At 58.3% G+C, this 13486-nt stretch carries 10 protein-coding genes; 4 read left to right on the top strand and 6 right to left on the bottom strand.

Features of this window, described 5'->3' with window-relative positions; translation table 11 throughout:
• The first annotated feature begins 51 nt into the window (after window positions 1–51).
• The 4 genes from HY298_20520 (at window position 52) to HY298_20505 (ending at window position 7350) form a co-directional block, all read left to right on the top strand.
• Window positions 52–1017, top strand: coding sequence for a C-terminal binding protein (locus tag HY298_20520; GenBank protein ID MBI3852649.1), 966 nt, complete (start codon window positions 52–54; stop codon window positions 1015–1017).
• On the top strand, window positions 1014–2069 hold the full coding sequence (locus HY298_20515) for an Ldh family oxidoreductase (protein ID MBI3852648.1): 1056 nt from the start codon (window positions 1014–1016) through the stop codon (window positions 2067–2069). The genes HY298_20520 and HY298_20515 overlap by 4 nt, the downstream gene beginning before the upstream one ends.
• A 40-nt stretch (window positions 2070–2109) precedes the next feature.
• The gene (locus HY298_20510; GenBank protein MBI3852647.1) at window positions 2110–4749 is read left to right on the top strand and encodes a glycoside hydrolase family 9 protein; all 2640 of its coding nucleotides are present in this window, start codon (window positions 2110–2112) and stop codon (window positions 4747–4749) included.
• Window positions 4750–4968: 219 nt separating this feature from the next.
• Entirely contained in the window at window positions 4969–7350 is a 2382-nt protein-coding gene (locus HY298_20505; GenBank protein ID MBI3852646.1) for a carboxy terminal-processing peptidase, read from the top strand.
• Window positions 7351–7398: 48 nt separating this feature from the next.
• Here HY298_20505 and gap read toward each other — a convergent pair whose 3' ends face one another.
• The 6 genes from gap to HY298_20475 all read right to left on the bottom strand — a co-directional run bounded on the left by gap (window position 7399) and on the right by HY298_20475 (window position 13411).
• Window positions 7399–8448, bottom strand: coding sequence for a type I glyceraldehyde-3-phosphate dehydrogenase (gap, locus tag HY298_20500; GenBank protein ID MBI3852645.1), 1050 nt, complete (start codon window positions 8446–8448; stop codon window positions 7399–7401).
• 118 nt (window positions 8449–8566) lie between these two features.
• Window positions 8567–9502 carry an ABC transporter permease gene (locus tag HY298_20495; GenBank protein MBI3852644.1) on the bottom strand — a complete coding sequence of 312 codons (936 nt, stop codon included), beginning with the start codon at window positions 9500–9502 and terminating at the stop codon, window positions 8567–8569.
• Entirely contained in the window at window positions 9495–10409 is a 915-nt protein-coding gene (locus HY298_20490) for an ABC transporter permease (GenBank protein ID MBI3852643.1), read from the bottom strand. Before HY298_20490 ends, HY298_20495 begins: the two co-directional genes overlap by 8 nt.
• Window positions 10410–10411: 2 nt before the next feature.
• Entirely contained in the window at window positions 10412–12112 is a 1701-nt protein-coding gene (locus tag HY298_20485) for a peptide ABC transporter substrate-binding protein (GenBank protein ID MBI3852642.1), read from the bottom strand.
• Between the two features lie 79 nt (window positions 12113–12191).
• Entirely contained in the window at window positions 12192–12638 is a 447-nt protein-coding gene (gene secG, locus HY298_20480; protein MBI3852641.1) for a preprotein translocase subunit SecG, read from the bottom strand.
• 8 nt (window positions 12639–12646) lie between these two features.
• Window positions 12647–13411, bottom strand: coding sequence for a triose-phosphate isomerase (locus HY298_20475; GenBank protein MBI3852640.1), 765 nt, complete (start codon window positions 13409–13411; stop codon window positions 12647–12649).
• Between the last annotated feature and the right edge of the window lie 75 nt (window positions 13412–13486).

The following is a 13486-nucleotide window of genomic DNA, read 5'->3' as shown; positions in this document are numbered from 1 at the left end:
CTCTCCGAGCTGTAGGCTGTCAGAATTTTGCATTTTTAATTTCTAATTGACATGCCCAAGGTCGTTGTCACTGATTATTCGTTCCCGTCGCTGGACGTGGAAAAAGCAATTCTCGAACCAACGGGCTGTGAGTTTATCGCGGCGCAATGCAAGACGCCCGCCGAACTCATTCCGCTGCTGGCCGACGCCGATTACATCATCACGCAATTCGCGCCGCTCAACGCCGCCGTCATTGCAGCCATGAAACCGGCGCGGGTCATTGCGCGATATGGCATCGGCGTGGACAACATCGACCTGGACGCAGCGCGCAAACGCGGTATCCCCGTCTGCAACGTGCCGGATTATTGCATCGACGAAGTCGCCGACCACACGCTGGCGCTGATTCTGGCGACCAGTCGCGCGCTGGTGACGAGTTGGGCGCACGTCAAAACCGGCCAATGGTCGCTGCCCGTGCCCTTCGACGCGATGTGGGCCTTGAAAGATTCAACCGTCGGCGTCGTGGGATTTGGCCGGATTGGTCGCGCGGTCGCCCGGCGGCTCGCCGCCTTCAACTGCAAATTGCTCGTTCATGACCCGTTCATTTCCGACAGTGAAATCGGGCGCGCGGGTTTCGTTCCCGCGCGCTTTGATGATTTGTTGCGTGCGTCTGATCTGATCACGCTCCACGTTCCGAGCACGGCGGGAACGCGCCAGATGATCAATGGCGAGACCTTCAAAAAAATGAAAGCCGGCGTGGTGCTCGTCAATGTCAGTCGCGGCACGCTGGTGGATACCAGTGCGCTCATCGGAGCACTCCAGAGCGGCCACGTTCGCGCGGCGGCGCTGGACGTCATCGATCCCGAACCGATCAACCCCGACAATCCGCTTTTGAAAATGAACAACGTCATCATCACGCCACACGCCGCTTCGGTCAGCGCCAAGGCGGTGCGGACGATGCGCGAGTCGGTGGCCAAAACCGTGCTCTGCGCGATTCGTGCTGAACCCTTGCCCAACATTGTCAATGGCGTGACACAATGAAAGTCTTCGCGCCGGAGCTTGAGGGTTTTGTCGTTGAAGTGCTGACGAAGGTTGGCATCAGCGAAGCCGATGCGCGGACCTCGGCGGAAGTGTTGGTCACCACGGACACGTGGGGCACGTTCACGCACGGCGTCAAGAATCTGCGCGGTTACGTTCGCCGGATCAAAGGCGGCGGCATCCGAAGTAACGCGGTGCCAAAAGTTGTCGCGGAAGGCCCGGCCTGGGCCTTGGTCAATGGCGATTCTGCCTTGGGCATGGTTACCTCCACACTGGCCATGCGCGCGGCGATGGCCAAAGCGAAAGCTACCGGCATCGGCTACGCCGGGGTGAGGAACAGTTGCCATTTCGGCGCGGCCGGTTATTACGCGAGCATGGCGGCCAGGGAAGGAATGGTCGGCGTGGCGATGTGCAACGATGTTCCCAGCGTGACAGCACCGGGCGCGCGCGGCGCGGTGATGGGCAGCAATCCGTTCGCTTTTGCCGTTCCTGCCGGCAAGGAGAAACCCATCTTGCTCGACATGGCCACCAGTACCGTTGCTGGTGGAAAAGTTTTTGCCGCCGCCGCTCTCGGAAAAAAGATTCCCGATCACTGGCTCGTGGAAGCCGAGGGGCTGCCCACCAGCGATCCCGCCGGTTATCCGAAAACGAGCACCCTGACGCCAATGGCGGGCCACAAAGGTTACGGCCTCGCGTTGTTCATCGAAACCCTCTCCGGCCTGCTGACGGGCGCAGCGTTCACGCGTCACGTTTTGAGCTGGTCTTTCGACGATCCATCGCTTCACACCGATCACGGCGCCGCGTTCATCGCCATTCACGTCGAGACTCTGATGCCGGGCGACCAATTCCGGCAGCGCGTGGATCAAATGATCCGCGAAATCCACGACTTGCCCAAGGCCCAGGGCGCGGAACGCATCTTTCTGCCGGGCGAAATGGAATGGGAACGCCGCGATAAAGCCCTGGTCGAGGGCATCGAATTGCCCGAAGACGTCGTCATGAGCTTGCGGGCGCTCAGTCAAGAACTAGGGCTGGACGTGAACCGGATTTTGAGGTGAAGTAAAAACTACATTCACCTCAAACTGGAGAATTGATCTTATGATGCGCTTCAAAACCTTGTCCACGATGTTGCCCCTGGCGTTGGTTGTTCAAATCGCATCGCTCACGGCGGAACCGTTGCTGCCCAATGGCTCGTTCGAATCCGGATCTGTCGCGCCCGAAAGCTGGCAACTTCACGCCACGGGCGAATGGACTACCGGCGAGGCACACAGTGGGGAGCATTGCCTGTCCGCGCGATCAACCAAAGGCGATGTCGTCTGGGCGAGCCAAAACATCCCCCTGCAATCGCAAACGGATTACCGCCTGGACGGCTGGCTGCGCTGCCGTGATGGCCAGGCTCGCCTGAACGTCGAGTTGCTGGACGCTGCCGGAAAAGTCATCCGTGTCGAAGCAACGCCGGCGGTCCATCACGCGGCTGACTGGCGCTACGCTGCTGTGGAGTGGAATGCGGGCAACGCCACCTCGGCGCGCGTCGGTTTTTGGGTGCAGGGTCGCGCCGACCTCGACGACGCGGCCCTTGCGCCAGTGGCGGCCAGTTTCATCGGCAACAAACTGGCCGAAGGCGACGCGCGGGGTCGCATCTCATTTTGGAACGAGGAAAAGGACGACAAGCTCCTGACCGGCCGCCGCGCCGGCACGCATCGCCTCGATGCGGAGATCAAACACGAAGGCAGGCTCGCTGGGGGCGAAACCAATGCCACCAGCGTGCAACTCAACCCCAGCGGCGACTGGTACGCCATTTCCTCCATCAACTACGGTCTGGCGGCGTGGACCGAAAAGCTGGAGTTGTCCGGCTGGGCGCGCGGCGAAGCATCGGCCAGCGCACAAATTCTCGCCTGCTGGTTGGATGACCTGCAGAAAGTGGTGCGCGTGGATGCCAGCGCGCCGATCCACGGCCAGGACTGGCAACGCATTTCGCTCATTCCGCTGTTGCCGCCATCGCGCGCAGCGACGGTGCGACTCGTAGCCGTGGCGCGCGGTGGCAAGGTGTGGTTTGATGATTTCGATCTCGTGCGGTTGCGCCCCCGCTGGCCGCTGGTGCGCGTCTTCGTCAACCAGGCGGGTTACGAACAGGACGGGCCGAAGAGCGCCGTCGTGGCGGCCAACTTTTTTCCCACGGGCGCGACGACCATTGCCGTCCAGGTATTGACGCCCGATCGCACGGTCGTCTGGCGGCAGGACATTTCGTCCGCCGGTCGCATCTACGGTGGGCAGCCGGATGACTGGGGCTGGTACTTCTGGCGGGCGGATTTTTCTCCGTTGCAGCAGACTGGCAGTTACCGTGTGCGGGCGCGGATCGGGAACACGGACGGGCAATCCTTCTCGTTTCCGGTCGGTCGCCACGAACTGTTGGAGAAAACGGCGAAGAGCGCCGTTGATTTCTTCTTCGTTCAACGGTGCGGCTTCGCCGTGCCCGGCTGGCACAAAGCCTGTCATCTGGATGACGCCTTGCTGCCGGACGGCCAGCACATCGACGCGACCGGCGGCTGGCACAGCGCGGGTGATTACAACAAACTGATGTATGAGAATGGCGACGGCGGTGTGCTGTACGCGCTGCTCTCCGCTTACGATGACGCGCCGGATTATTTCAAGAAATTCGACCGCAATGGCGACGGTATGCCCGACGCGCTCGAAGAAGCGCAATGGGGTGCGCAATTTGTGGCCAAAATGCAAATCCCGGAAAGCGGCGCCTTGCGCAACACGGTGAGTCAGGGTCCCGGCCGCAACTGGACCAAGTGGTCAATTCCAGAGGCGCACACGGACAACATCATCGGCACGGCGGACGATCCAGTGGTGCAGCCAGGCGAAGGCAACTCACCGCTCGCGATCGGCGGCTGGGCGCGGCTGGCTGAACTGCTGAAGCAGCGCAGCGTCAAGAGCGACTATCTCGACCATGCGGTGCGGCTTTGGAACCATGCGACGAAGGCCGGCACGCAGGTTGGCAGCCCACATCTGCTGTTGAGCGCTTTGCAACTGCACCAGGTGACGCAACACGAAGTTTTTCTGAATTACGCCCGCCGCAGCGCCGATAGCCTGCTCGCCTCGCAAACGACGAACGGAATTTCGCGGGGCGCCTTCGGAGGATTCGGTGAGTTGACTGCCGGTGCGCTGGCGCAGTACGCGCTGGATTATCCCAACGAACCGCTCGTCCCCAGGATCAAACGCGCGCTCAAGGATTACGTTACGTTCTGCGTGAGCACGGCGGACAATGCGTTTGGATTGAGCAAACAAACCGTCGGTAAGACGGACAACTTCTTTCCCTCCGACCTCGGCAACAACTTCCAACTGCTGCAGCGCGCGTGGGCGGCGGCTTTGATTTATCAACTCACTTACGACAAACGCGCGTGGCAGTTCGCGACCGACCAGGTCGATTGGATCCTGGGCAAGAATCCTTACAACCTTTGCATGTTTGAAGGACTGGGGTCCGTCAATCCGCCACGCTATCATCATCGTTACAACATGATTCCCGGTCGCGAGCGCGGCGCCGTGCCGGGCACCATTCCCAACGGTTTCGTGCGCGAACTGGGCATGGCCGACCGTCCCGGCTTCGACCTGAGCCGTGGCGGCAATCGCGCTCCTTCGTACCGCACCAGCGAACCCTGGCTGGTGCATAACATGTGGTATCTGCTGGCGCTCAGCGCACTCGACGGTGCCGGCAGGAATAACAGCCGGTTCTAGCCGGCAAGCCTTTCCGGTTCGGAAAGTTTCTTCAAGACTTCAAGGTGCAAGCTGGAAACCGTTCAGCACTTTCACTTTGCCAATCGTCTTGAAAAATGGAGAATGAGGACTCAGGGACATAGAGAGACGGTATTGGCCTCACGGTTGAACAACGGTGGCGGCAATGGGTCGAAGGTGTGCTAAATTGAGCGGTCAAATCGTATCGACAAAATATTTGCTGTGAAAATTTTAATTTTTTTAATTTGTTTCAAACTGGCGTTGCCGCTCTGCGCGGCTGATCCCGCTGCCCGCGCCACTGCCACCAACAAGACCGCGACCACCACCGACGCGACCCAATTGATACCGGGACCGAGCCAGGGCGAGGTGGCGCGGTTGACGGCGAAGATTCTGGAGCGCAACCACTATTTGCAGCAGAAGTTTGATGATGCGGTTTCCAGCAAGTTCCTGGACCGCTACCTCAATTCACTCGACCCCCAGCACATTCATTTCCTCCAGTCCGACCTGGCCGAATTTGAACTGTACCGCACCAAACTGGATGATATGACCAAGCGCGGCGAGACTTCACCTGCCTACCATATCGCCGCCCGCTTCATTCAGCGCCTGGAACAGCGCGTCGCTTATGCGGATGCCCTGCTCAAAACGGAGAAGCTGGAATTCAACGGCAACGAACGCGTCACCCTCAATCGTCATGAGTTGCCCTATCCCAAAGACATCACCGAAGCCCGCCAACTCTGGCACGACCGGCTGCGTTACGAAATGCTTCAGGAAAAACTGAACAAGGAAAAACCGAAATCAACGAAGGGCGAATCCGCCAAGGAAAAGCCAGCCACCGACATGGCCAAGGAAATCGTCGAGATTCTCACGCGCCGTTACGCGCGCATTTTGAAGACGTTCAAGGATTGGGACCGCGACAATGTGCTGGAGGTCTATCTGACCTCGCTGGCGCACGTTTACGATCCCCATTCCGATTACCTTGGCAAATCGACGTTGGAGAATTTTTCCATCGGCATGAACCTCGCGCTCGTAGGCATTGGCGCTGAACTGGTGTCTGAAGACGGATATTGTACGATCCGGCGGTTGCTGCCCGGTCCGGCCGCCAAGAGCAAAAAACTCAAGGAAAAGGACCGCATCGTCGCTGTGGGACAAGGCGATCAAACTCCAGTGGATGTGGTGGACATGCCGCTTTCCAAAGTGGTGGGCATGATTCGCGGGACGAAAGGCACCGAGGTGCGATTGACCGTCATTCCCGCCGACGCGACGGATCCCGCAAAGCGCGTGCAGGTGAGCTTGTTCCGAGATGAAATCAAATTGGAGGATCAGGAGGCCAAAGCGAAAATCATCGAGTATCCCAGTGGCAAGGGCGCGAGCGTGCGCCTGGGAATCATTGATCTGCCTTCTTTCTACGCCAGCTTCGACATGGCGGGAAAGCAGGACAAAACCGAACCCCGAAGCACCACCGAGGACGTGGCGCGGCTGATCAAAAAGTTGGAGACCGAAAAAGTCAGCGGCATCATTCTGGATTTGCGCCGCAATGGCGGCGGCTCGCTCGAAGAAGCCGTCAAACTCACCGGGCTGTTCATCAAGGAAGGCCCGGTCGTCCAGGTGCGCGACTCCAATGGCGAGCGGATCGTGGACGATGACAAGGACCCTTCCGTGCTGTATGACGGGCCGCTCATCGTGCTCACCAGCCACTTCAGCGCTTCCGCTTCCGAGATCGTCGCGGGCGCTTTGCAGGATTATGGGCGCGCGCTGCTCGTGGGCGACGCCTCGACTCACGGCAAGGGAACAGTGCAGGCGCTGCAACAACTCGCCCCTTTCATGCGGTCGCCTCTCATCGCCTCCGCTGGCGATTCCGCTTCGCTGCCGGGCGCGCTCAAAGTCACCATCCGGAAATTTTACCGCCCGAAAGGTTCCTCGACTCAATTGAAAGGCGTGATCCCGGACATCGTGCTGCCTTCGGTCAACGATTCCTTGGAAGTCGGCGAAACGTCATTGGAAAACCCGTTGCCGTGGGACACCGTCCCCAGCACTGAATTTGAGCCAGTCAACCGGGTTCAGCCGTATCTGGCTGAATTGGAAAAACGCTCCGCCAAACGCGTGGCTGCGGAAAAAGATTTTGCCTATGTGCGCGAAGACATCGAGCAGGTCAAGAAAGCGCTGGCCGATAAAACCGTTTCGCTGAATGAAAAACAACGGCTCAAGGAACAGGAGGAAGCCGAAGCCCGCCAGAAGGCGCGTGACAAGGAGCGCCTGGCCCGCAAGGAGAGCAAAGAAAAACTTTATGAACTGACGTTGAAGCAGGTTGATTTGCCCGGCCTCCCGGCGCCGGTCGCCAAGACCAACAGCGTCGCCATCGCTAGGAAGAATAATTTGAATCCTAATAACTACTCTATTCTGCCCAACGCAAGAACCAATTCGGGAACCCTGATACCGCGTCAGACGTTCGTGCATTCGGAAAGTGATCTGGACGAAGACGACGAGGACAAACCGCCGCAGGTGGACGTTGCCTTGGAAGAAACCAAACACATCCTCGTCGATTATCTTTCCGTGTTGCCCAAAGGAACCATCCTTTCCGTTAATGACCCTGCCGGGGCAAATTAAGAAACGGCAGCTGTTTCCGGGTCGCTGTCTGGCGAATTCCTTGCTGGCTCAAAGCCCTTTCGCGATCATGTATTTCAGCAGGTCGGCCACGCGGTTGCTGTAACCCCACTCGTTGTCGTACCAACTCACGAGTTTGAAGAAACGCTTGTTCAACTCGATGCCCGAGCCCTGATCGAAAATCGAGGAGGATTTGCTGTGAATGAAATCGGTGCTGACGACTTCTTCGTCAGTGTATTCCAGAATCCCCTTCAGATAGGTTTCGCTGGCCTTCTTCATGGCGGCGGAAATCTCAGCATAACTCGTGTCCTTCGCGGTCCGGACGGTGAGGTCCACGCATGACACCGTCGGCGTCGGCACGCGGAAAGCCATGCCAGTCAGTTTGCCTTTGACTTCGGGACAAACCAGTCCCACCGCCCTCGCCGCGCCAGTGGTCGAAGGAATGATGTTGATCGCGGCTGTGCGTCCGCCCTTCCAATCTTTCTTGCTCGGCCCGTCCACGGTTTTCTGCGTGGCCGTGTAAGAATGAATGGTTGTCATCAAACCTTCTTCGATGCCGAACCCTTCCTTCAACAACACGTGCACCAGCGGCGCGAGACAGTTCGTCGTGCAGGACGCGTTGGAAATGATGTGATGCTTCGCCGGGTCATACTTCTCGTGGTTCACCCCCATCACGATGGTGATGTCTTCGTTCTTGCCCGGAGCGGAGATGACCACTTTCTTTGCGCCCGCCGTCAGGTGGCCCTTGGCTTTCTCGGCGTCGGTGAAAAGACCGGTTGATTCGATGACGATTTCGACACCCAGTTGCTTCCATGGCAAACCGGATGGGTCCTTGGCGCTGACGACATGAATGTCCGCGCCGTTTACCACGAGCACATCGTCCTCGGCTTTGTCCGGAGATGATTTCTTCGAGCTGACTGTGCCGTTGAACCGTCCCTGCGTTGAATCGTATTTCAGCAAATAAGCGAGGTTGTCCGCCGGCACAATATCGCCGACCGCGACGACCTGGACTTCCTTGCCCAACAAACCCTGTTCGGCGATCGCGCGAAACACCAACCGGCCAATCCGCCCGAATCCATTGATACCAACTTTGATTGCCATAAGTATTTTCTTTCTTTTCCCGACTAAAAAGTCAGGGTCGGCATGTTAACGGTGAAGCCCGGAGCGTCAACGAAGAACTGCGAAAAGGGACTTCTCCCGCCGGTGGCGGAAATCAAAATCAGCTTCCGCCGCGCACATCCCAAGCATCGCGCAATCCATCGCCCAAAAAATTCAACGCCAGCAAAGTCAAAACCAGCAGTCCACCCGGAAACGTAATCAGCCACCAGTAAATCCGAATGGGGTTCATTTGATCGGCACCTTCCGCGATGAGCGAGCCCCAACTGGCCATCGGCGGTTGGATGCCCAGACCGAGATAACTCAGAAACGATTCATACAATATGATAGCCGGCACCGTCAGCGTCAGATAGACAATCACCACGCCCCAGACATTCGGCAGAATGTGTTTCAATAAAATCCGCGCATGGCTCGCGCCCAGGACGCGACTGGCATCCACAAAGGCGCGCGCGCGCAGCGACAACACCTGCCCGCGAACAATTCGCGCCATCGTCAGCCACGATACCGCACCCAGCCCGATGAACAAGAACAGCAGCCGCGTCGCTTTCGCCAACCCGGGTGACGCGACCGTTGCGAGCCAGTCTCTGAACAGCCCTTCGAGCGTCGTGATCAACACGATCACAAAGATGATCGACGGCAGCGAGTAAAGCACATCCACCAGCCGCATCATCACCCCATCGACCCGTCCGCCCATGTAGCCCGCGATGGCGCCCCAGAACACGCCGATGATCAGGCTCACACCCGCGCCCACGATGCCGACCAGCAACGAAATATGTGCGCCGTAACAGACTCGCACCAGCAAGTCGCGCCCATGCACGTCCGTTCCGAACCAATGTTGAGCGCTCGGCGGTTGGAATTGCGCGTCGGACAACGTGTCGGGTCGGTAAACCGAAAACAACGGCCAGAGTAAGACAAACGCGATTACGGCGATCAGAATCCACGCACTGAGAACGGCCGGCCGGTTGCGCTTGAATCGGCTCCAGGCCCGCGCGCCCGGACGCTCGACTCGTGGCTCCCGACTCTTGAGTTCTTCACTCATACTTCACCCTCGGATCGAGCAACGTATAGACCAGGTCCACCGCGAGGTTCAGCACCACCAGCAGCGCGGCGTAAAGCACCACCAGGCCGACCACCATCGTGTAATCGCGGTTCAACGAACCGTTGACGATGAACACGCCGATGCCCGGCAGTTGAAAAATGTTTTCAATCACGAACGAGCCGGTCAACAGATCCGCCAGCAACGGGCCGGCGTAAGAAACCACGGGCAACACCGCGAGTCGAAACACGTGTTTGATCAGGACGGAATTTTCGCTCAGGCCCTTGGCGCGCGCGGTGGTGATGAATTCCGCCTGCATGGTGTTCAACATCCCTTCGCGGAGCAGCCGGGCAATTTTGCCGGAGAAATACAGGCCGAGCGCAATCGTCGGCAGGATGACCTGCCACGGTGAGCCCCACAACGCGACTGGCAACAGCCGCCATTTGATCGCGAAGAACATGATCAGCAGTGGCGCCACCACAAAACCCGGAATGCACACCATCAGCACGGCCAGGACACTTCCGGTGTAATCTTCCCAGCGCCCGCGCTTCGCCGCCGTGATGAAGCCGACCGGCAGGCCGACCCCCATCGCGAAGCCGAACGCCAACATTCCCAGGACGACCGAGACGGGCAGACCTTGCGCGATAATATCGTTGACGGTGTGATTGCGATACTTGAGCGACATACCGAAGTCGCCATGCAGCAGGTCGCTGAGGAAGCGGCCGTATTGCTTCCAGACCGGCTCATCAAGATGATATTTCGCTTTGAGGTTGCGTTCGATTTCGGGCGTCGCCGGCTTGCGTTCGCGGTCAAACGGCCCGCCCGGCGACAATCGAACCAGCACGAACGCCAGAAAGCTGATGACCAGCAACAACGGCGCGAGGACGACAAGGCGCTTGAGAAAATACATGGTCAGTTTCTCGTCGCAGCCGGCATGAGGAGGCTATGCCTTTCCTGGCGATCCGCAGAAGCAGCAAGGGCCTCCTTGCGTCGGCTGCTGCCGGAGATTTTGCGAATGTCCTGCAAGGGATGCTGATCGAGAATGTTCGGATAAATCCCCGCCACCTTGTTTGGATCATAGTAATTGAACCCGACATAAAAATAAAGCGGCACGATGGGCAGTTCGTCGCGAATCAACAACGACTCCGCCTCCTGGAATAATTTTTCACGGAGCTTCAAGTCGGTTTCCTTATTGGCCGCGCGGAGGAGTTCGTCGTAACGCGCGTTGCCCCAACCGGTGCGGTTGTTGCCGTTGTTGGTCATGAACATGTCGAGGAATGTATTCGCGTCGTTGTAATCGCCGATCCAACTGGACTGCGAGAGGTCGTAATCGAGCTTGGACTGGACCGCGTAAAATACCTTGCGCTCGATCTGCTGAAGCTCGATCTCGACACCCAACTCGTCGCGCCACATCTGCTGTAATTCCACGGCAATCTTGGCGTGGAGTTTGGCGGCGCCGCCCGCCGCGGCAAAGAATTTGTATTGCAATCGGGGAAAGCCCTTGCCGCCCGGAAAGCCCGCCGACGCCAAAAGTCGCCGCGCGTTTTCAGGATCGAATCCAAGTCCCGGCACCGGCTGATAATTGGCGACGCCCGGCGGCACGAAGTGAGAGGCGGCCTGCTCACCGGCCTTGGTGATTTTTTCAACCAGCCTTTTTTTATTGATCACCAACGCGAACACTTTGCGGACGCGCGGATCATCAAACGGTTTGTGGGTCACGTTGAAGCGGAAAAAGTAAGTGCCGAGGTACGTGAACGTGTGATAATCCGGCCGGTTTTTCAGGTCATCCAACAATTCAACTGGAATCAAATCCTTGTCCCAAACCACGTCGGCTGCACCGGTCTCGTACAGGTTCAGCGCCGTGTTGGGCGAGCCGATCGGCAGGAAATCAAAAACCTCGGTGCGTACATTGGCCGCGTCCCAGTAGCGCGGATTTTTGCGCATCCGGATTTTGTCATTGAGACGCCACGTCACCAATTCGTAAGGGCCGCTGGCGGGCAATGGCCGCACCATCAGCCAACGATCACCGTATTGCTCGATGGTCTTTCGCGGGACGATGTTCAACGTCGGAAACGCGCACAGATCGAGAAAGAACGCCGTCGGCTGGTTCAATTCCACCCGCAACGTCCGCGGGTCGAGCGCGTGCACGCCGACGAGCGACGAGTCTTTGATTTTGCCGGCGTTGAATTCCTCCGCGTTCTTGATGGGGAAAAGTTGTCCGGCGTAATCACTGGCGGTTTCCGGATTGATCGCTCGGATCCAGGAATAAACGAAGTCCTCCGCCGTAATCGGTTCGCCGGTGGACCAGAGCGCATTTGTACGGATGTGAAAAGTGTAAACCTTTTTGTCTGGGGAAATCTCCCAGCGATCCGCCAGATCGGCAATCGGCGCGACGGTTTTCGGATGGAGTCGCGTAAGTCCCGCCCACAAACCCTGCGTGAGCCGCATCTCGGAGAGTCCCGTAATGATCGCGGGGTCAAGCGACTCCGGCTCGTTGCCGTTGACGATGACCAGATCTGCGGACGGTTCGGGTTTCAGGCAACCGGTCAGCAGGAACGCTAAATAGAGAATGCAGAATGCAGAAAAAATTCCGCAAGCCCTTTGTCTGCCCATCCCTGTCGTCTGCCCTCTGCCTTCTGGCCTCTGTGTTTCAAGTCGGACGCTGGGCATCGGCTTCATGTCGCCGAAATGTTTATTTCGGCGTTGTAGCCGGCGGAGTCGTCGCCGGAGGATTGGTCGTCGTCGCGGCGGGCGGATTTGAGGCGCTGACGGCTGGAATGGTCAACGAGATGTTGCTCGGGGCGGATGCTGGAGGCGGCAAAGTTGCGCCTGGACCGGGCGCCGTGGCGGCCGCGGCCGCGGCGATTTTCTTACGAAGCTCGGTATCATCCTTTGGGTTATTCCGCGCGTATAAAATCGAGATGATCAGTGACAGAGAAAAGAAGATGGTGGCGGCATACTTGGTGATTTTCGTCAGCGCATTGCCCGAACCGGCGCCGAACAGCGCATCGGTTGCGCCGCCGCCAAAAGCCACGCCAGCGCCCGCCTCCTTTTTCGGCAGTTGAATCAGCACCAGCAAGATCAGCAACAAACTGTCGAGCACCAACACGACCGTCAAAAAACCTATAAAGAGACTCATATTTTTGCCTAGATCGAATTTTTAATAATGTCCGTGAAACTGCGGGCTTCCAACGACGCGCCGCCCACCAGCGCGCCATCCACATCGGGCTGGCTCATCAACTCGCGGGCGTTGGACGGTTTCACACTGCCACCATATTGGATGCGAACGCGGCGGGCAACTGTTTCGTCAAACAGTTTCCCAATCAACCCGCGGATGAACGCGTGTGCTTCCTGCGCCTGCCCGGCGGTGGCGGTTTTGCCCGTGCCGATGGCCCACACCGGTTCGTAAGCAATAATGGTTTCCTCCATCTGCTCCTTGCTCAGGCCGGAAAGACAACCGTTTACCTGCGTCTCCAAAACTGAATTCGTCCGTCCACCTTCCCGCTCCGCGAGCGTTTCGCCCACGCACACGATGGGCTTGAGTGACGCGGCATGAGCTGCCAGAACTTTTTGCGCGATCAAAGCATCGGATTCCTTCTGATATTGTCGGCGCTCCGAGTGGCCGAGGATGACGTAGCGGGTGGAAAACTCTTTCAACATACCGGCGGCGATTTCGCCGGTGTAGGCGCCATAGCTGTGCTCGCTCATGTTTTGCGCGCCGAGGCGGAAATTGGAATCCAGGATGGCCTTGGAAACCTCCGACAGCGCCGTGAACGGCGGACAAACCACGATGTCCACTTCCCGAATGTTGGCCAGTTCGAGCGACAAATCATGGACCAGGTCGAGCGCCTCGGCCACGGTCTTGTTCATCTTCCAGTTGCCGGCGAAAATCAGTTTGCGGTCTTTGTCCATGTTTCAGTCCACGGGAAGAATTACCCAACCACCCAAATACCCAATTGGGTACTTTGGTACTTGGGTAATAGTTTC

It is taken from the genome of Verrucomicrobiota bacterium (assembly GCA_016200005.1).
Taxonomy (GTDB): Bacteria; Verrucomicrobiota; Verrucomicrobiia; order Limisphaerales; family PALSA-1396; genus PALSA-1396.
The sequence above is the reverse complement of the archived record's forward strand: the minus strand, read 5'-3'. Positions and strand labels throughout refer to the sequence as shown.